Consider the following 20201-nt stretch of genomic DNA (forward strand, 5'->3'; position numbering starts at 1 on the left):
TACGCATCACGCTCGTAACACTCTCGTCCTACCTGCCCCGCTCCATAATTGGAGCGGGGCATTTTGCAACTGAGCGAATTTCTCGGCGTTGTCTCCCCAGATCATGGCGATCGCTCAATCATTGGGCTTTGCGGTTGACGATCAAACCAGGCGGCAGAGGTGGGCGGCGAGGGCAGGCAGGGGGATGGCTCCGTCACTGAGGCCGGCTTCGACCACGGAGCGGGGCATACCGTAGATCACGCAGCTTTCGGGGGCTTCGGTGAAAATGCGTCCCCCTTGGGATTTAATCCAGGCGGCTCCCTGTTTGCCGTCGCTGCCCATGCCGGTCATGACAATGCCGACGGTGCGATCGCCATACACTGCCGCCGCCGACTGAAACAGCACATCCACCGCCGGGCGATGGAGTTGGTCAAAGGGATGTAGGGTCAGTTGGGTGGTCACGATGCCATCGGGTTGACGTTGGAAGCGGAGATGTTTACCGGCGGGGGCTAGGTAGACTGTGCCGGCGGTGAGGGGCATCCCGGCGGTGGCTTCGATGACGGTGAGGGCGGCCTGTTGATTGAGACGATCGGCATAGAGGGCAGTATAGCCCACGGGCAGATGAAGCACGATCGCAATGGGAACGGGAAAATTGGCGGGGAGTTGGGGGATCAGAGCATTGAGAGCTTGGGGGCCGCCCGTGGAAATGCCCAGGACGATGATGTCTGGGCTGTGAAGCTGCCGGGGATGGGGTTCGAGGACAGGGAGAGGGGGAAGGGGAGCGATCGCCCTCGGAAACACCACCTGGGCCGCTGCTTTCACCTTCGCAATCATGTCCTGGCTGATCTCCAAAATGGTGGCATTGGCTAAGGCGGTGGGTTTATGGACAAAATCCACCGCCCCCGCTTCCAGGGCCGCCAGCACCTGTTGACTATCGGTGCTGGCGATGCTGACCACCACCACCGGCAGAGGCCGCCGGGCCATCTGCACCGCTAAGAATTCCAACCCCCCCATCAGGGGCATATTCAGATCCAACGTCACCACATCCGGCCGGAGCCGCTCCACGAGTTCCAGGGCTTCGGTGCCATCGTGGGCAATCCCCACCACGTCAATGAAGGGACTGCGCAACAGCATTTTTCGCAATGATTTCCGGATATAGGCTGAATCATCGACGATTAGAACTCGGATTAAGGGGGTCTTAGGGTTTGGCATAGACAAACGTATCCTGAATCGAGGTGAGCCGAAACGGGGTATTGACTTTTAACAACGATTCCGAACTACTGACGAAGAGATAAGCGGGGGACGGCATGGCACAGTAGAACTGATCGATCACGGTTTGAATCGTGGGCAGGGAAAAGTAGATAAACAGGTTCCGACAGAAAATCACCGAGGCACAGACATAGGGCTGAATGGCGGCTTGATCTAAAAGATTAGCGGTGTCCCAGTGGATGCGCTGGTGAATGGTCTCGTCAATGCACCAGCCAGGGGCGACGGGCTGAAAGTATTTGTGTTTGAGGGTGAAGGAGAGTTGACGAAAGGCGCGATCGCGGTAAATTCCGGCTTTGGCCTGGTGAATGGCCCGGGCTGAAATATCCGTGCCGTAGATCTGAATCGGGAGTTTGTCGAACCAACCGGCTTCGGCGAGGGCGATCGCAATACTCAGCGGCTCCTCCCCCGTGGCACAGGCCGCACTCCAAATCCGCAAGGGTGACAGGCAACGGCCGGAATGAGAGTGGTAATGGTGCGGCACAATCACATCCGTCAGCAGCCGCAGAGCATCCGCCTCCCGCCAAAAAAAGGTCTCCGGCACCGAGAGCACATCCGCGAGCATCTGCCATTCTGCCTGGGCATGGGCATCATATTTGAGGTGATAGTAATAGTCGAGAAAAGACCACACCCGACAATGTTCGAGGCGGGGTAATAATTTGTCAGCCAAAATGTCCCGCTTGCTTGGGTCGAAATAAATCCCAATCTGACGACGAATCAGATCGCGCAAAATAACGAACGTTGTATCAGTTAAACGAGGGGGAGAGTCAAACAAGGGTAGAGTCAATCGGGTTAATGACGAAGATGGGTTTGTACAGTTTGGCGAATCCGCAGCGAAGGGTCTTGAGACAGGTGACAACCGGCGGATGGGGGCGGGAATTGTCCTAAGGTGATTAAGGCGCGAACCACTGCAAGCCGCAACGCTGCGTCCGGATTTTTGAGGCTATGGATCAGGTGTTGGGAGGCGTGGGGATGTTTGAGGCGGGTCAAGATGTCGATGGTGGCAAAACGGACGCTGGTTTGGGCATGGTGCAGACCGAGGGCGATCGCATCAATATAGTCTTGAAATTCGGCGCGATCGCGGCCAGGGTGGGCATGGGTGAGGGCCGAGCAGCAGGCTTCTCGATGGCGGGGCTGGGCGGTGAGGTCTAGGAGAGTGGCGATCGCCGTGGGTGTGCCAATCTGTACCAAAGACTGCATCGCCGCCTGAATCAGGGCCGCATCCGACGTGGTGGTCACCAACCAATCCAAAACCCCCGTGGCTTCGGGGCCGCCCCGACTGCGCAGGGCATGGATCGCCGCCAAACAGCGACTGGGGGGCCCACGGTGGATCACACTCAGCAACGGAGCGATCGCGCCTGGATCGGGCAATTGTCCCAAGGTAGCGATCGCCTCTCGGGCCACATCATCCATTGGATGCACCGTCAAATCCGTTAACACCGGGATCGCCTCAGCCGGGTTAAAGATGCCCAGCAGCCCCACCGCCCCCCCTTGAACCTGGGAATGCGCATCCGTGCGCACCACCGCCAGCACCCGATCCCACAGGGTCGAAATCTCCGCCATCGTCAACAGGGGGGCGAGTTTACCGATCGCTTGGGTCGCGTGATACCGCGTCTGGGGGTCAGGGTCGTGCAGTCCGGTCATCAACAGCGGCAGGATAGCGGGATCATCCAATTCCCCCAGGGCACACACCGCCGCCGCACGGATCGAGGGAGCTGGATCATGGAGCGCAGCGGTCAACGCCGGCAACACCGCAATCGCCTCACAATAGGGCAGATGCAGGATCGCCGCGCGACGAACCGTTAGATCAGGGTCTTGGGTGGCCCCGAAGAGAGCATGCTGACAGTCCGGAAAGGCAAAGTAGCCAGCAATCTGGACCGCCGCTTCGCGCACCACCGGATTCGGGTTGGCAAAGCGGGGTAACAGGGCCGTGGCTAGGTTGGAATGGCCCAGGGAATTCAACGCCGTGATTGCCCCCAGGCGCACCGCCCCATGTTCATGGCCGAGGAGATCGAGGAGGGCGTTGAAGGCGATGCGATCGCCAATCTGGGCCAGGGCCATCGTTACCGCCATCACCAAATCCGTCTCCCCCGTCAGCAAAGGCAACAACACCGGCACAGCGGGCTGATAGCCCATTTGCCCCAACAGAGTCACCGCGACACAGCGAGTTTCCAGAGTCCAGGTATCGAGATGCTCCACCAACAAGGGCCCTAAATGCTGGCCCCGCTGCCGAATCGCCGCCACCACCAGGGTGCGAGTCTGGGATCGGGGCAACAGCGTCACCAACAGTCGGTCAATCTCTTCCCCCGGCAACCACCCCAAGAGGCGCGTCACCGCCATTAACGTCTCCCCCTGCACCCGTTGGGCCGCCGCGATTAAATTGGCACGCCCCACACTATTCAGGGTGGTCACGGTCAATTCAATAATGTAGTCCCCCTCGTCGTAATGGGCTTGATAGCGGTGATAGATTTTCTCAATGGCCAGTGCCACCTCCTCCACGGCAGAACTTTCGTCCCGATTCAGACAGCGCACCAAGGGCCGCATCACCAAACTATCGCCAAAATTCCCCAGGGCATTGACCACCGGCCCCAACAGCAGCGGCAGTTGGAGGAGGGGTGTTAGGTAGGGGGCAACGCTGGGGTCACCAATGCGGTTTAAGGCTTCGAGGGCGGGGAATGCGAGAAAAAAGTCCTCAGTGACGGCAATGTCCGTGAGGGCATCCACGGCGAGGGGATCGGCTAGCTGGCCGAGGGCTTCAATGGTGTGGTAGCGAACATTGAGATCGGGATCATCCAAGCAGCCCAGGAGCGGGTCAACTGCCCGTTGATCGCCCCGTTCCCCCAGGGCCAAGGCCGTGTAGATGCGCACATTGGGGTCGCGATCGCTTAAACAGGGAATCAGCAGCGGCACCGGATCAAGCTGGCCCAGGGTCAAAATTTGCAGGATGCTATTGAGCAGATTGGGGTTGTGGTGATGGCGGCGGAGGAGGTGAATCAATTCCGGCAGTAGGTCTGGGTCTTGATGGAGGGCCACCTGATCGACAGCTTCTTGGCGGATTTGCCAATTGAGGGTTTTGTGCAAGAGGGACAGTAAGGGCTGGTGGAGGGAGGTTGCCACTGAGTTGGAGCGGGAGAAGGGGGTGTGACCGGCTAACTGACAGAGGGTGATGAGGGTTTGGAGAGCCGGAAAGGCCAGGAAAAAGTTATCGGCGGTGGCCAGAGCCATCAGCGCCGGCATCGCCTCCACGGCCTGGAGGTGGCCGAGGGCTTCGATGGCGTGGTAGCACACATTGACATCGTCGTCCTTTAAACGGGCGATCACAGGGGCGATCGCCCGCGCATCCCCCCGTTCCCCCAGGGCCAGCACACTGTACATCCGCACCTCTGGATCGGTATCCTCCAAACCCACCAGCAGCGCCGGTAAGGGGTCTACCTCACTGGCTACCAACGTCTGGAGAATGGTATTGAGGAGATTCGGATTGTGGTGTTCGCGGCGCATCAAGTCCACCAGTTGCGTGGTGAGGTCGGGGAGATGTTCGGCGCGGGCGGTGGGTAAACAGGGGGGCGAGGCAGAGGGGAAGTGCAGCGCGATCGCCCCTCGGATTTCCATCGGGGTGGGAACGGTGATTAGGGTGATGATTGTCCCGACAATCTGGCGGCAGTGGTAGAGGGGCGCGATCGTCACCCGTTGGGGCATGGGGAGCTGATGGAAAGAGGGAGACGCAGCAAAACAGGGAATCAAATACGGATGCTCGACAGGGTTAAGCACCAGGGTTATGCCCAGCGTCAGCACCCGTTGAAAGTCCGTGGCCAGGTGACGCACCTCCCAATCGGGGATCAACTCCGGCAGGGGGCAGCCCTGGCCAACAGTCCAATGGGGGAGCGTGGTCTCCCAGGCCTGAATCGTGAGCGCTGTATCTGTGGTTAAAACCGTAATCATGTCTTGTCCTGAATTGCTATCTCAAATGATCGGGGAAGCCGGGCCGCCTCAACCCTGGCAGGAATTGAGTTGCCCTTGCAGGTCTGCCGTGGTCTGGTGGGTGGCCTGGATGATGCGGTGTCTCTGGATCATGCCGGTTTGGATGGTGTCGAGGGCGGTGCGCAGCGATCGCCATGCCTGGGCCTGCTCCCGGTTGTGATGGGAAATCTGTTGAATTTGCTGGGCGATCTTGACGATCGCCGCACTCATTTCCTGTACCGTGCGCGTTTGTTCGGCGATCGCCTTCGCCCCTTGGTTCGATTGCAGGCGAATCGTCTCCACCGCTTGGGTAATCTGCTCCGCAGCACTGCTTTGGTTTGCCATGGCTTGGGTCACCTGTTGAATTAAATGGGTGAGGCGGGTGGCGGACTGGCTCACCTGCTGACTAGCGGTGGACTGTTCCGTCACGGCCCGCATCGTCGCGATCGCCACGGTGCGCACCGTGGCGATCGCCTGTTGAATCTGCATCGCCCCCTGTCGCTGCTCCTCCATCGCCTGCCGCACCTGATTCGCCAACTCCGCCGTTCCCCGCGCCGACTTCATCACCCCCCGCGCCGTTTGGGACTGTTCCTCCATCGCCCGATTCACCTCCTGAGCCAACTGCCGCATCTGCACCGCATCCCGCAGGGTTTGTTGGGTCGTCCTCGCCTGGTTCGTCATCGCCTCAGACACAGTATTCGCCTGCACCGCCGTCGTATTAATGCCATCCAACGTCCGTTGCACCGCCACCAACTGTTCCGCCGTCGCTTGGGTAATCTGTTTGACTAAGCCCGTCGTTTCCTCCACGCCGCCCAGAATTTTCTGCAACGCCATCAAACCATTTTCCCCCAAGCGACTACTCTCGGTGGCCACCTGTACCCCCTCTTTGGAGGTGCTCACCGCTTCCGTCACCACCCGCTGCAACCCCTGAATAATCGTGCTAATATCCGCCGTCGCCTCGGCCGCCCGATCCGATAAACTGCGAATTTCCGTCGCGACCACCGCAAAGCCGCGCCCCGCCTCCCCCGCCCGTGCTGCCTCAATCGAAGCATTGAGCGAGAGCAGATTCGTCCGCTCCGCAATCAGGTTAATCGTATCGACAATGGAGCCAATTTCCGTCATCCGCTGCCCCACGTCCTCAATGACCGTTGCCGTTTCCACCATGGAGTGCCGCACCCGTCCCAAGCCGTGGATGGTCTGCTCCACCGTTTGCCCCCCTAATTCGGCCTCTTGGGCGACCCGGCGCGTGGTTGTGCTCGCTTGCTCGGTGAGGGCGGCCACCGATCGCAGGGAGCGATCGAGTTCTTCCGCACTGATGGCGGCATCCTGAGCCGCGATCGTGATGTGTTGGGTATTGGCGGCCACCCCCTGCACCGACGCATCCATCTCATTCATGGCACTCACCACCCCTTCGACACTGCCGGTTAAATGCTCGGAGGTGGCGGACACTTCTTCAATGGAGGCGGCCATTTCGTTGATCGAGGTGGTGGTGATGGCGGCGGCTTCGCTGAGACTATCGGCGGTGGTGGTGACGCTCTGGATCGAATGGCTCATCTCTTCGGTGGAGGCGGCGATTTGATCAATGGAGGTGGCGAGGGTTTCGGTGTCCTGGCTGATGCTTTGCACCGAGGCGGCGATTTGGGTGACGGAGGTGGTGGTTTGGGTGGCAGTGGTGGCCATTTCGGTGGCGGTTCTGGCCACTTGGTGGATCGAGGCGGTGGTGTTTTGGATCGCGGTGGCGGTTTGCTGGACTTCGGTGGCGAGGCGATCGCTACTGTCGGACACTTCTTCGAGGGAGGCGGACATCTCATTCCCCGCCGACACTAGCTCTTCGGTGAAAACCGCCACCGACTCCACGGTTGCCGTGGTGGTCTGGAGTGTTTTGTCCATCTGGTCGAGGGCGATCGCCCCGGCGGCGACGGCCTGCTGCTGGGGTTCGATGCTCTGTTGAAGTTCGGCGGCATGGCGGTGCAACGTTGTCAGCAGCGGTGCGATCGCCTCCATGCGTTGTTTCGGTTTGAGGCCGGTGCGGGGGTTAGATTTCGTTTTTTTCGGATGACGAGCCATGGTGGTGGGTGATGATGGTTTCAGGATTGAGCAAAAAAACAAGCCGTTGATCGAGGTGGGCAACCCCATCGAGATAGGGCAGAATGCGATCGCCGATCGCCGCTGGCGGAGGATGAATGCTTTCCGGATCAAGGGTGACGAATTCGCGGCAGCTATCCACAAGCACCCCCACCCGACGCGCTCTGTGGATCACAATCACCAGACGACTCCGCAGGGTCACCGCCATGGACTCTAGACCAAACCGACGACGCAGGTTTAACACCGGAATCACCTGACCCCGCCACATCACCACCCCCGCCACATCCGGGGCAGTATTGGGCACGGGGGTAATTTGGTCGATCATTTCCATTTGCTGCACATCAGCGGCAGCAATCCCATAGGTGGTCTCGGCAAGTTCAAAGAGAATGTAGGCAGAGGACACAATGATCACGGTGCTGGCGCACGATCCGAAGGGGCGAGGAGGGTTTGGTGAATCAACGACGCGACATCTAAAATCAAAATGATTGTCCCGTCGCCTAAGGCCGTTGCCCCACTAATCCCCGACCCTTGCACCAGGGGATCTTGAAGGGGGCGCACCACAATTTCAGATTGCGACACCACCCGATCCACCAACAGCCCTAGGGTGAGCGCCCCAACCGCCACGACAATCACCACCAGGGTGCGATCCGGTGGCGGCGGCGGCAGGCGAAAGTGGTGATGAAGCGCGACGAGGGGTAACAGGCCATCGCGGTAGGGTAAGAGGGCGGGGGCGGTGGGGGCGGGACGGTCTTGGGGGGCGAGGGGGAACAGTTCGCGGAGGGTGGCTTGGGGTATGGCAAAGGTGCGATCGCCCACCGTCACAATCAACGCATCAGTAATCGCCAAGGTCAGGGGCAGGTCAATCCGAAAACAGGTTCCCTGTCCTGGGGTACTGCGCAGACTGAGATGCCCCCCCAACTCCTGCACCGTCGTGCGGACGATCGCCATTCCCACCCCACGCCCACTGGTGAGATCCGGCTGATCTTGGGTGGAAAAACCGGGGGTACAGAGCATCGACAGGAGCAGATCCGGGTCGAGGGTGTCTGTGGTCAGGGGTGAGGGCGGGGCGAGGTGGAGGGCTTGCGATCGCGCCACAATCACCGCCGGATCAATGCCGCCGCCATCCTCTTCAATTTCAAGGCTGATCCGTTCCCCGGCGGTGGAGGCCCTCAGGGTCAGGGTGGCACGATCGGGCTTCGCGCGATCGCGCCGCACCGCCACCGGCTCAACCCCATGACTCACCGCATTGCGCACTAGATGGATCAGCGGGTCAATCATCCGATCCACCAACACCTTATCCAACTCCGTGCCATCCCCCTCAAGCACCACCTGCACCGCCTTCCCCATCGTTCGCGCCAACTCCCGCGCCGCAAACTCCAACCGCTTAAAGGTATCCGTCAACGGCACGAGGCGCACCCGCAACACCCCCGTCCGCAACTCCCGCAATTGCTGTTCAAGGGTGCGGCTGATCCCATTTAGATGTTGCCAGGTGGCGATGGGAACTTGACCCCGCAACTGTTGAATCTGACTCGACAACTGCACCCGACTCATCACCAACTCCGCCACCTGTTCCATCACCTCATCTAACTTGTGCAGATCCACCCGCACCAGAGTCGGGGCGATCGCCGCCGAGGATGCAGTCGCGATCGGAGGTGCGGTTAAATCTGGAGCCTCAACACCTCGATCCGGCCGCTCCGGTGCGGTGTAGGGGTGTACTTCCACGCCCGATAATTGCCAGGGGGGCGGGGGGTCTACTTGGGGATGGGCAACGATAAACCGAAAGGTGACCCCTTGGGTGGGGCTGGATTGGGGGGTGACGGCTAAAATGGTGCCTGGGTCACTGAGGCGATCGCGCACTCGATTCACCGTAATTCCCGCCTCAACGAGGGCCGAACTGGGGGTAAAGATCACGATCCAAAGGCGATCGCCCCGATCTTGGGCCGCTTGGATCTGCTGCTCTTCCGCCTCACTAATCACCAGGGGCGACAGGGGCGATCGCAGCGGAGCCGTCACCGCCCCAATCTCCGCCAACACCGGCGCTAGATCAGGCATCTCCGTGTGCCGTTGACAGGCCCGCAACACCCTATCCAACACCGTCACCCCACGGATCAACGCTTCAAACCCCGCCGCCGTCAAGGTCACCTCCGGATCGCGCAAGTGACGCAGATAACTTTCGAGGGCATGGGCGAGGGTTTCCGCCCCTTGCACCCCCACCATTCCCGATAAGCCTTTGAGGGAATGCAGCGCCCGGAACAGGGGTTGCAAACTCGCAGCAGTGAAGCTCGATTGCTCGATCTGCGGTTCTAACCTCAACAGTTGCGCTCGAATCGTACCTAAATGTTCATCACATTCGGCAAGATAGTCCTCAAAGAAATCATCGAAAAAATGGCTATCGGGTTGGGGCACAAAAATCTAAGGTTAAGCGGACGCAAGGAGGTGTTGAATTTGTTGGGCAAATTGGCGGGGTTCAAAGGGCTTTGTGATGTAACTCGCGGCTCCGGCGGCGATCGCATCCCGTTTCGATTGCTCATCACCTTTCGTGGTGAGAATGACCACAGGAGGCTGATGATGGCCAAAATGATTCAAAACAAAATTCAGCACTTCTAAGCCATGCATATCTGGCATATTCAGATCCAAAACCATCAGATCGAACGGTGCGATCGCTAACTGCTCAATCGCTTCTAGGCCATTACTCGCCTCGCCAAAATTAAGATTGGGAATTTGACGTAACGCCGCCATCACCATCTTGCGCATCGTTGCAGAATCATCTACCACTAGAATCTGTTGCATCACTATCCTAGTAATTGGGTCAATATATTGAATCAAGATGATGTTTGTAAGTTGAAACGGATGGGATTTACAACTGAGGGTTGAACGCCAGACATTACAGGAACTTTCAACGCTATCTAAAATTGTACGAGGTTACCCTAGGGGGACGATTGACCCGTTAAGAGTCTTTACGAAAATAGTGCGAGAGCCTGAAAGCCCCGTCAAGTTATTGCAGGGATGAAAGACGACACGAGCGACGTTAGTCGCCCTCCTTGGGCCAGGGGTGTTAGGCTGACGATCTTGGATTGCAAACGTCCAGGAACGATCACAAGGCTAAAAACCGACAAGCCTGGAAGCAGTTAAGGGTAAGCAGGCAGCGGAATGAGTGGGCGGATTGCCTGCGTCATCCAATCTAACGATTTGGTCGCCTCGGAAGACTTGAATGTGAACGGGTTAGTCTGGGATCGGCATCGGGCTGAGTCGATAGTGAAGCGGGTTTGTCTCCTGCGCCTTGGACCCACTACCGTGGGGCACAGGGGAAGTTATCCGCTTGGGGAGATTAGACCTCTGGCGGGGTTGGAGCAATCCGGCTCGGTTAGGTCCGGTGGATGAACCCAGAATCCCCGTCGCTTCAGCGCGGGGAGTGTCAAGTCTTGACACTGCCCTAGGCCCGCCGCCCTCGCAGCCAGTAGGTATTCATCAAGCCCCGACCTTTAATCAACACTTCACCCCGATTTTCCAAGAAGAATTGATCTTGAATTAACCCGTGGGTTGCTTCCGTGACTTGGATCATGTCGGCAATGCCTTGGCTTTCCATCCGGGAGGCAATATTCACCGTGTCGCCCCAGAGATCATAGATAAACTTATTAATTCCGATTACCCCTGCCACCACCGGCCCGGTGTGAATCCCCATGCGGAGGCGGAAGGGTTTACCGTTCGCCCAGCGGAATTGGGTTACCGCAAGTTGCATATCCAGGGCCATATCCGCCATCGCGACTGCGTGATCCGTCGTTGTGTCCGTAATGCCCCCGGCTACCATATAGGCATCCCCGATCGTTTTGATCTTTTCGAGCTTGTACCAGGCGGCGAGTTGGTCAAATTGGGAAAAGACGGTGTTGAGCAGATCCACCACTTCCGTCGGGGAAATTTGGGCCGAGAGGGATGAAAAATCAACAATATCAGCAAACAGAATGGTCACATGATCGTAGCGATCGGCGATCGCCCCCTCATTGCGCTTGAGACGTTCAGCGATCGGCTTCGGCAAAATCCGCAACAGCAAATTCTCCGACCGTTGTTGTTCCAACTGGAGCGCATCTTCGGCGGCCTTCTGCTGGGTAATATCCGCCACCGTCCCCTCGTAATACAGCGGCTCCCCTTGATGATCACAGACCAACCGCGCATTTTCCGAAGTCCAAATCAACGTCCCATCCTTCCGCTTCACCTGGGTTTTAAACCCCGTGATTACCCCATCGCGCTCTAAAACCTCGCGGAACTGCGATCGCAATCCCGCATCCACATACACCTGCGTATCAATATTCCAAACCCGCGCCGCCATCTCCTGGAACGACTCATAGCCATACATCTTCACCAGCGCCGGATTCGCACTGATATAGCGCCCATCCGTCGTCGTCTGAAAAATCCCCTCCGCCGCATTCTCAAAAATACTGCGATACTTCGCCTCCGCCTTCGACAGCGCATCCAACACCTTCCGCCGCTCCGTAATATTCCGCGCCACCCACATCACCCGTTGTTCCGGCAGCGGTGAAATCGTCGCCGCAAACCACACCTCCTCATGGTTAATCGTGAGGCTGTATTCCACATTGATAATCTCGTTTTGGGTTAACGCCTCTTGAATATGCGCCAAAAACAGAGCCGCCTGGGACGGGGGTAACACATCCTCAATCGATCGCCCCGTCAACACATCAGCCGGGGAATAGAGCGGCTCAGAATTGGTGCTGACAATCTTCACATACCGCCCCCGCTGATCAAACACCGTAATAATATCCGTCATCGCCGCAAACAACGCCCGCAACTCCGCCTCCGACGTTCGTAGCGCCGACTCGATACTTTCCCGCTGCCCGATCTCCATGATCAACTGCATATTCAGCTTTTGCAGTTCAGCCGTACGTTGTTGCACCCGGCTTTCCAGTTCTTCATTAATTTCCAGCAGCGTCATCTCTGCCTGCTTGCGATCGGTAATATCCTCTACCGTGCCCTCGTAGTAAAGAATCATGCCCTGATCGTCATAGACCGATCGCGCATTTTCAGAAATCCAGCGAATCGCCCCATCCTGCCGCCGAATTTGTGCCTCAAAACCGACAATATGCCCCTCGGTCACCAACGCATCGATAAAGGCTTGACGTTGGGACGGCTCAACATACAACTGCGCCGCCACATCCGTAAGTTGATGCACCAACTCATCCGGACTCTCAAAGCCGTAAATCCTCGCCAGAGCAGGGTTAGCACTGAGATACCGACCATCGGCAGTGGTTTGGAAAATCCCTTCCACCGCATTCTCAAAGATCATGCGGTACTTTTCTTCCGCCTGTTGCAACGCATTGAGAGCCTGTTGACGCTCGGTGACATCAATTCCCACCGCAAACGCCGCTTTGCCATCATCATATTTTTGGGATGCAATCAAATAATTTCGGGATTCCCCCTTGACGATCGCTTCCACTTCCCGAAAATCATCCTGGGCCGGACTCGCAAAAAACTCCCGCACAAACTCATTAAAATCCCCACTGGCCTGCAAAAAGCCAATATCCTGACCCACAAAGGCATCGGGTTCAAGGTTAAAGGTGCTGGCCAGTTGGCGATTCACCCCCATGTAATGGAGATCCGAGCTAATCCAGGACACAATCCCCGGCACGGCTTCAAGGACGGCTTGGAGTTGATCTTTCGAGCGAGCCAAGTCATCCAGGGCCCGTTGGCGATCGGTGATGTCGATCCCGACGGTGAACGCCGCTTTGCCATTGTCATATTTTTGGGCGGCAATCAGATAGTTATGGGTTTCCCCATCGACGATCGCTTCCACTTCTCGGAAATCATCATTGGACGCACTGCCGAAAAATTCCTGCACAAAATCGTTAAAGTCATCGCTGGCCTGGAGAAAGCCAATCGGTTGACCGACAAAATCCGCTGGGGTGAGGTTGAAGGTGCTGGCCAGGTGACGATTCACCCCCATGTAATGAAGATCCGAACCAATCCAAGACACGATCCCCGGTACGGCTTCGAGGACGGCTTGGAGTTGTTCTTTAGAGCGGGCCAGATCGTCGATCGCTTCGATCCGTTCGGTGATGTCAATCCCCACACTAAAGGCGGCCCGACCGTGATCGTACTTCTGCATCACGATCAAATAGGTGCGACGGCGGCCATCCACGAGGGCTTCAATTTCTTGAAAATCCTCCATGAAGTCACTGGCAAAAAAGCCGCGCACCACATCAATAAAACCATCGCTGGCGTTGAGGAAGCCGATGTCTTGGCCGATGAATTCGCGGGGTTCTAACCCAAACATTCCGGCCAGGTGACGATTCACCCCCAGGTAGCGCAGATCTGCACTGATCCAGGACACAATCCCCGGTACGGCATCGAGGACAGCTTGGAGGGCGGTTTCGGCCTGTTGGCGTTCGACGATTTCATCCACGAGTTGATCGTTGGCAGCGATTAAGGCTCTGGTGCGATCGGCGAACTGTTGGCGCAGGTCATCGAGGGAGGCTTGACGTTCAAGCTCCATGAGTTTCTGTTCGGTGATGTCGCGGATGACCCAAATCACCTGTTGATGTTCAGGGATGGGGGCGAACTGAATGGAAAACCACCGCAAGCCGTTGGCTTCGTGGTAGGTGAGGGGGCTGAGGGATGGGCTGAGGGTTCCGGTTTGGATGCTGTGGAGGACGGTGGTGATCTCAGGGATGAGGGTGTCGGGAAAGAGGGGGGCGATCGCTTGCCCGATCTGCTCCGGGCTGACTGGTAGGGGGCCATGGGTGGGCAAGATCCGCAAAACACACCCGTCCAGATCGGTGGTGATCACGGTTTCTTCCATGACATTGAAGAGGGTGCGCAGTTCAAGGCCGTAGTCCCGGATCGTGTTGCGCAGTTGACGATGGCGGCGACGGCTTTGGCTGAGTTGGTCCGTGAGGATGGCGGCGTTGGTGGGGGATGGGGGTGACTGCCAGGGCAGCGGCGGGATCGGGTGGGGTGACTGCCAGCAGGGGTGCAGATGGCCGTTGGCGTGACAGCGGGCGATCGCACCGCCCCAACTGAGGTGATGGTTGGGGTGGAGTTGCACTAAGCCCTGGGGGCCGATGTAGCTCTGGCCATAGGCGGCTTGCCGTACCGCAGCGGTGTCGAAGGATTGCGCGGTTTCGACGGCCTGTTTCCAGAGAAAAACTTGGGTATAGGCTGCGATCGCCGCATCGCTAATTAGGTGGGGATCATCCCATTGGGCGAGGAGGGCTTGATTTTCGGGAGTGGGGGCAGTGACATCGTAGTGAGTGACGACGCGATGGCCGGCCGCTGTGGGGCGATCGCCCACGGGCAAGGTCAACGACAGCACCAGCACGTCCTCCGGGGTCAACCCCGCCGCCGAGAGAGCGTGAAACAGTTGGCTGTGATCCTGAGTCCGGGTGTCAATAATAATCTGGGCGGTGCTGGTGTGGATCTGTTCGAGCAGATCTCCCCAACAGCTATCGGGGCCGAATTCCTGTTCCCCCACAATGTTGAGGCCGTACTCGTTACTTTGGGCATTCCACAGGGTACGGAGTTGGCGCGATCGCACCGAATCCGACCCCAGCAGATAGCACCGTTGCATCGTCCCCTCAGCCTGCACCCCCCCTAGGGCTACTGCCACGGTTTGATTAGGGCAACTGCCGGTGTAAAACACCTGGGGATGGGTCAGCGGGCTAGGGGTGGCACAGGGTTGCCACAGCAGGCGATCCAGAGTAGCCAAGGCCGTGAGGTGAGCGGCTTCACTGTCAGGGTTGGTTGCTAAATGACCTGTGCCAAAGAAGGTAGCGATCGCCGGATTGCGCTGCCCCCAGGCCTGTAAATCTTCAGCCCCCTGGGTAGTATCCAAAGCCACGGGTTGCACATCATATTGGAGCGATCGCCCCAAGACCCCGCCGTGACGATTAATCATGTCAATCGCCAAACAGGTAGCTGAGATCAGCGGATCAGCGGTGCTCAAGACCCGATCCGCCGGAGGGGCTAGAATGCCCACAGTGATCAGGGGTGAGGTGGACGGTGGGATCTCCATGGAGTTGGACAGGATCATATCCTCTGGGTCAACCGGATCAGGATGGATGGAAGCAGCGTCATGAACGGAAGGGAACGGTAGTGCATTGTGCTCAGAATAGCGTGCCTGTTCTGTCACACTCGGATATTCAAAGCCTGACATGATGATTAGATTGCAGGACGGGTTGGAGTCTGCAACAACTCCTTATGTTGTGGATACACCCTGATGGCCCCTGTGTCGGGATAATCTCTAGTTTCTGCACCCCAGTTCACAGTAGGCTACATCACTATGCCTTAATCTACGCAACGGAAGAGACAGTTTAGCCTGACGTTTGCTCCCATTCATGATAGCTTGCTTGAATTTTCTCTCCCTGTGAGGAAATCGGTGAGCCGCTGATAACGTTTTTCCTCACGGCTTTATCCTCACTTCTTCCATCTTATAGTGTTGCCAGAGGACTCCCGTTATACCGACGACAGGAGGTTAACGGTGAGATGAATGGCAACACTTAAAGATGGAAATCCTCGGTGAGTTTGAAACCCTCAGCCTTGGGAAATAAGAGGGTTAAGCCCCCTTGCCTGTCCCGATCTGATTTAGGGTTGCTGTCGTGGCACGTCTGCAGTTGTGCCATAGCTGCGATCGCTGAAATATCTTGACGTGGTGCGTTATGCTTCGCTAACAGCACTCTTAATACCTGATTTTAGATTTTAGCGGTGTCAATCTAATAATGGACAGTCTGTTGAAACAGTATATAGCGTTTTCGTGACTCATGAGGCACAGTGGCAACAATGTTTGTACTAGTTGCGAAGATTATCAACCGTTACTGGTCTGATCGCATCCACAAGCCCATCAATTAACTCTTTGTATGTCCTTTCTGCTTTTTTTCTGAGTATGCTTTTTACTTTTTACCACATATTTTCAATGGGTGAATAACGTGGCAAAAAGATTAACTCTGTTCCCTTTTTTTAATACAATCTCTCACTATTTCTCCTTGATGAATTCGAGCATTATCCATTAAGATTTTCATTCCTTTCTTTAGGTTTAGCAAAACTTTTGTGACGATAAATGCTTCAAATGTTATTCTATCTACACTTCCTAAGAGTGGATGACAAACCCAGACGTTCTCTAGCCCTATGGCACCAAGTATTGAAACTCTTTTTTCTCTTCTTAGTGGCTTACTTCCTTGACACCTTTTTCCCTTCTTTGCACGATCATATAAACGTAACAAAGCAAGGTCTACTCCCGATTCATCTATGAATATCAGTTCTTTTCCTGGAACTTCTTTCATTTTTTCTCGAAACTCTCTTCGCTCATTCTGAATTTCCTCTCGTTCTTTTTCTACTGCATGTAGTGTTTTTTGCTGTGTACTTTAACTCTTGAGTGATTTTCCACAAGGTTGTACAGCCCACTTTGACTCCCGTAACATTTTCTAGTAACTCACACAACTCTCGTAAAGTAGCATCATTGTTCGATTCAATAATTTCTACTAAGATAACAAGATGTTCATCAGATAATTTGCGAGGTGGACTTCCTCTTTGACGCTTTGGGGTAATATCACCAGTCTCTTGATATTGTTTTAGCAGCTTTTGTATAAAGCTTTTGGCTACATTGAAGCGTCGAGCCAGTTGACGAATAGAAGGTTTTTCCGAATAATAAGTTTCTATTATCTTTTGTCTGAACTCAATCGAGTATGGAATCATTAATTACACTCCGTACTATTATTTCTTTTTTCCATTATGTACCTTATGAGTTGCGAAAATGCTATATATTCCGTACTTTTGTGATTACGGAGAACGATCGCACCCTGCCCCACTGGATTCGCCTTGGGAAATGGTCGTCTAAAATTCGGGTTGATTCGACGCTGATTCCAGCGGCCGCAATCCAAGCAAAATCGGGGAGCTACCGCTGTGAACAGCCACTCAACCCGCTCGATTTAGGCGCGGGGCAAACCTTGCAACTTTATAACCGAGTGGTGATGCCGCCGACGAGTTTGGTGAGTCAGTCCCAACTGACGGGGGACTATTGGCAGATTAATTGTGGGGCATTGCGTGACGCTGACCCCTATTTACCCCAAACCCTTAATCTGCCCCAAGGCTGTTCCTATGGTGCGGAGGTGTTGCACCATGTCTCTTGAAGCGATCGCCTATTCAGTGGTGGTGGAGTTAGCGGTGGCTAAAACACGATCTAAGCTGCCGCTCCTGAGTCATGCTCTCCATGCTCAAGTCTTGGCATGGATTGCGCTAGCCGATGCGAATTTAGCCAAACAACTACACATGGCTCAAGTGTCGCCTCTCTCCATCTCCCCACTCCGAGGAAAATCTCCCAAACGAGATATCAAGGCGGGCGATCGCGTCTATTTTCGGGTCGGCATCTTGGCCAGTCCTTACGCTCAAGCCCTGTTAAGCGGGATCGAGCAGTGGGGCGATCGCGCCTTAACCCTCAACAATCATCCATTCCAGATCGTTAGCGTCCTAACCCTGCCCGGTAGTCATATCCTCGCCGGAGCAACCCCCTACGCCCTACTACACCAAACCCAAGCCGTCACTACCCTAACCCTTGCATTCCAGTCCCCCACCAGCTTCAAGCAAGGGAACAACAACATCCAGCCCTTGCCCCTACCCGAACTTGTTTTTGGAGGATTACAACGGCGTTGGAATGCCTTCGCCCCCGAAGCACTCCGCTTCGAGCGGATCGAATGGCATGGTTGGGTGAGTGCCTACACCCTCAAAACCCATCGATTGACCATCAAAAACTCCACCCAAATTGGCGCTCAAGGTCAGATTAGTTATGAGTTTCGCGATCCAGTCCAAGCCAAACGCGCCGCAATACTCGCTCAGTTTGCCTTCTTTGCAGGTGTGGGACGGAAAACCGCGCTGGGTATGGGGCAATGCCAATCGCTATCTACCTGAGCTTGTCGTTGGCGAAGCCTCCCGTTAGGGATCGGGTAAGCGGCTGGGTTCCGACGACTCTCAACCCGCTAGAACTTGGGGTTCACGTTCCGGATATCGTGAGATTTAGGAATCACCATGGCTTTAGCTCGGTGAGGATATCATTCCTATCAGCAGAATCAATCCAAAAAACTCGCTGCGATCGCCCAAGGTCGATCAGCCTGTCCTCTACACTAGAAACCATTACAGAAAAACTTAAAATCACCGCATTCGTTTAGACCTCCACCCCCCTCCCCACTTGTTATGGCTGACGTAAAACCCCGTGATGTCCAAGTCCTCCCCATTGCTGCCCAAACCCGTGTGCTGCGATCGCGCACCTGGGATCGCCTCAAATTTGAAATTGAATATGCCCTGCGCAAAGGCACAACGGCCAATAGTTACCTGATCGAAGGCGATCGCACCGTCCTCCTTGACCCCCCCGGCGAATCCTTCACCGACATTTTTCTTGCCGCCCTCCAAGACCGCCTTGACCTGAAAACCTTAGCTGCGATCGTCCTCGGCCACATCAACCCCAATCGCGGCAAAACCCTCGAAAAGATCCTCACGATCAACCCCGCCATCACCGTCATTTGCTCCAATCCCGCCGCCATTTCCCTCCAGAAAATCCTGCCAGAAATCGCGATCAACTGCTTCATTATCAAAAACGACGAAACCTTCGACCTCGGCCAAGGGCATCACCTCCAATTCATCCCCACCCCCAGCCCCCGCTGGTCTGACCACCTCTGCACCTACGATCCCGCCACCGAAATTCTCTACACCGATAAACTCTTCGGGGCCCATGTCTGCGGTGATCAAATCCTTGATGAAGGCTGGCAAGTCTACAGCGACGATCGGCGCTATTATTTCGACTGTTTGATGGCTCCCCACGCCACCCAAGTAGAAGCCGCCCTCGAAAAATTAACCGACTACCCCGCGCCCCTCTATGCCCCTGGCCATGGTCCCCTGATTCGCTACGGCCTCAGCGAGTTAAAGCAGTCCTATCACACCTGGCTCGCTGACCAGAAAGCCAAGGCCAATCGCGTCGCGCTGATCTATGCGTCGGCCTATGGCAATACGGCGATCGTGGCCCAGGCGATCGCGCGCGGCATCACCAAAGCCGGGGTTGCAGTCGAAGCGATTAACTGCGAATTCACCACCCCCGAAGCGATTAAAACCGCCGTTGAAACCTCCGCCGGGTTCATTATGGGGTCGCCCACCCTCGGCGGCCATGCCCCCACCCAAGTCCAAACCGCCCTCGGTATCGTCCTCGCCACGGCGGATCAAAGCAAGTTAGCCGCCGTTTTCGGTTCCTATGGCTGGAGCGGGGAAGCGATCGATATGCTCGAACAAAAATTCCGTGATGCCGGCTATCGCTTTGGGTTTGACCCGATTCGCGTTAAATTCACCCCCACGGACAAAATTATTAAATATTGCGAAGAAGCCGGCACAGATTTCGCCCAAGCCCTGAAACGTCAACAAAAACAACGCCAACCCAAAGGCTCTGTTACCGATTCCCAAGCGGCGCGACTAGAGCAGGCCGTGGGCCGGATTATCGGCTCGCTCTGTGTGGTGACGGTGCAGCGGGAGGAGTTACAAAGTGCGATGCTGGCCTCTTGGGTGTCTCAAGCATCCTTTGCGCCCCCTGGCTTGACGATCGCTGTGGCCAAAGACCGCGCCATTGAAGACTTCACCTATGGGGGCGATCGCTTCGTTCTCAACATCCTGGCCGAAGGCAAACAACTGCGCAAACACTTCATGAAAAACTACGCCCCCGGCGAAGACCGCTTCGAGGGAATCAGCACCGAACCCGCCGACAATGGCTGCCCGATCCTCACCGATGCGTTGGCCTATTTAGAATGCCGCGTTGAAAATCGCATGGAGTGCAGCGATCACTGGTTGATCTATGCTGTAGCAGAAACCGGCAAAGTGTTGAACGAAAACGGCACCACCGCCGTCCATCATCGCAAAACCGGCAGCTACTACTAAACCGC

General features: G+C 56.2%; 11 protein-coding genes and 2 pseudogenes. 4 read left to right on the top strand and 9 right to left on the bottom strand.

Annotated features, from left to right (window positions below):
• Positions 1–141: 141 nt before the first annotated feature.
• Genes cheB through SPI6313_RS14000 form a run of 7 tightly spaced genes read right to left on the bottom strand, consistent with a single transcriptional unit; the run spans position 142 to position 10077 of the window.
• Positions 142–1191: a chemotaxis-specific protein-glutamate methyltransferase CheB gene (cheB, locus tag SPI6313_RS13970; protein WP_072621547.1), complete on the bottom strand. Its 1050-nt coding sequence runs from the start codon at positions 1189–1191 to the stop codon at positions 142–144.
• On the bottom strand, positions 1178–2020 hold the full coding sequence (locus SPI6313_RS13975; RefSeq protein WP_072621548.1) for a CheR family methyltransferase: 843 nt from the start codon (positions 2018–2020) through the stop codon (positions 1178–1180). Before SPI6313_RS13975 ends, cheB begins: the two co-directional genes overlap by 14 nt.
• A 17-nt stretch (positions 2021–2037) precedes the next feature.
• Positions 2038–5184: a HEAT repeat domain-containing protein gene (locus tag SPI6313_RS13980; protein WP_072621549.1), complete on the bottom strand. Its 3147-nt coding sequence runs from the start codon at positions 5182–5184 to the stop codon at positions 2038–2040.
• A 48-nt stretch (positions 5185–5232) separates the two neighbouring features.
• The gene (locus SPI6313_RS13985; protein ID WP_072621550.1) at positions 5233–7269 is read right to left on the bottom strand and encodes a methyl-accepting chemotaxis protein; all 2037 of its coding nucleotides are present in this window, start codon (positions 7267–7269) and stop codon (positions 5233–5235) included.
• Positions 7238–7699: a chemotaxis protein CheW gene (locus SPI6313_RS13990; RefSeq protein WP_072621551.1), complete on the bottom strand. Its 462-nt coding sequence runs from the start codon at positions 7697–7699 to the stop codon at positions 7238–7240. Before SPI6313_RS13990 ends, SPI6313_RS13985 begins: the two co-directional genes overlap by 32 nt.
• Positions 7696–9693: a chemotaxis protein CheA gene (locus SPI6313_RS13995; protein WP_084669033.1), complete on the bottom strand. Its 1998-nt coding sequence runs from the start codon at positions 9691–9693 to the stop codon at positions 7696–7698. The genes SPI6313_RS13990 and SPI6313_RS13995 overlap by 4 nt, the downstream gene beginning before the upstream one ends.
• Before the next feature lie 12 nt (positions 9694–9705).
• The gene (locus SPI6313_RS14000; protein WP_072621553.1) at positions 9706–10077 is read right to left on the bottom strand and encodes a response regulator; all 372 of its coding nucleotides are present in this window, start codon (positions 10075–10077) and stop codon (positions 9706–9708) included.
• Between the two features lie 293 nt (positions 10078–10370).
• Between SPI6313_RS14000 and SPI6313_RS25140 the strand changes: the two are divergent.
• Positions 10371–10668: pseudogene (locus tag SPI6313_RS25140) on the top strand (hypothetical protein); the annotation flags it as partial.
• Positions 10669–10720: 52 nt separating this feature from the next.
• On the opposite strand, the gene SPI6313_RS14005 reads toward SPI6313_RS25140, so the two are convergent.
• Entirely contained in the window at positions 10721–15448 is a 4728-nt protein-coding gene (locus tag SPI6313_RS14005) for a PAS domain S-box protein (RefSeq protein WP_084669034.1), read from the bottom strand.
• 632 nt (positions 15449–16080) lie between these two features.
• Positions 16081–16983, bottom strand: a pseudogene (locus SPI6313_RS22375) (IS630 family transposase).
• Between SPI6313_RS22375 and cas5d the strand changes: the two are divergent.
• The 3 genes from cas5d to SPI6313_RS14030 all read left to right on the top strand — a co-directional run bounded on the left by cas5d (position 16974) and on the right by SPI6313_RS14030 (position 20196).
• Positions 16974–17417 carry a type I-D CRISPR-associated protein Cas5/Csc1 gene (gene cas5d, locus SPI6313_RS14020; protein ID WP_084669035.1) on the top strand — a complete coding sequence of 148 codons (444 nt, stop codon included), beginning with the start codon at positions 16974–16976 and terminating at the stop codon, positions 17415–17417. The pseudogene SPI6313_RS22375 and the gene cas5d sit on opposite strands and share 10 nt — an antisense overlap.
• Positions 17407–18192, top strand: a complete 786-nt coding sequence (gene cas6 / locus SPI6313_RS14025) for a CRISPR system precrRNA processing endoribonuclease RAMP protein Cas6 (RefSeq protein WP_139276647.1) — start codon at positions 17407–17409, stop codon at positions 18190–18192. The genes cas5d and cas6 overlap by 11 nt, the downstream gene beginning before the upstream one ends.
• 282 nt (positions 18193–18474) lie before the next feature.
• Positions 18475–20196 (top strand): diflavin flavoprotein, encoded by a 1722-nt coding sequence (locus tag SPI6313_RS14030; RefSeq protein ID WP_072621558.1) that lies wholly within the window; start codon positions 18475–18477, stop codon positions 20194–20196.
• Positions 20197–20201 lie beyond the last annotated feature (5 nt).

This window comes from Spirulina major PCC 6313 (assembly GCF_001890765.1).
GTDB classification, from domain to species: Bacteria; Cyanobacteriota; Cyanobacteriia; order Cyanobacteriales; family Spirulinaceae; genus Spirulina; species Spirulina major.

Excerpts from the sequence above, each read along its gene's own strand:
- cheB (WP_072621547.1), bottom strand. The coding sequence starts at position 1,191 with ATGCCAAACCCTAAGACCCCCTTAATCCGAGTTCTAATCGTCGATGAT.
- SPI6313_RS13980 (WP_072621549.1), bottom strand. The coding sequence starts at position 5,184 with ATGATTACGGTTTTAACCACAGATACAGCGCTCACGATTCAGGCCTGG.
- SPI6313_RS13985 (WP_072621550.1), bottom strand. The coding sequence starts at position 7,269 with ATGGCTCGTCATCCGAAAAAAACGAAATCTAACCCCCGCACCGGCCTC.
- SPI6313_RS14000 (WP_072621553.1), bottom strand. The coding sequence starts at position 10,077 with ATGCAACAGATTCTAGTGGTAGATGATTCTGCAACGATGCGCAAGATG.
- SPI6313_RS14005 (WP_084669034.1), bottom strand. The coding sequence starts at position 15,448 with ATGTCAGGCTTTGAATATCCGAGTGTGACAGAACAGGCACGCTATTCT.
- cas5d (WP_084669035.1), top strand. The coding sequence starts at position 16,974 with ATGGAATCATTAATTACACTCCGTACTATTATTTCTTTTTTCCATTAT.
- cas6 (WP_139276647.1), top strand. The coding sequence starts at position 17,407 with ATGTCTCTTGAAGCGATCGCCTATTCAGTGGTGGTGGAGTTAGCGGTG.
- SPI6313_RS14030 (WP_072621558.1), top strand. The coding sequence starts at position 18,475 with ATGGCTGACGTAAAACCCCGTGATGTCCAAGTCCTCCCCATTGCTGCC.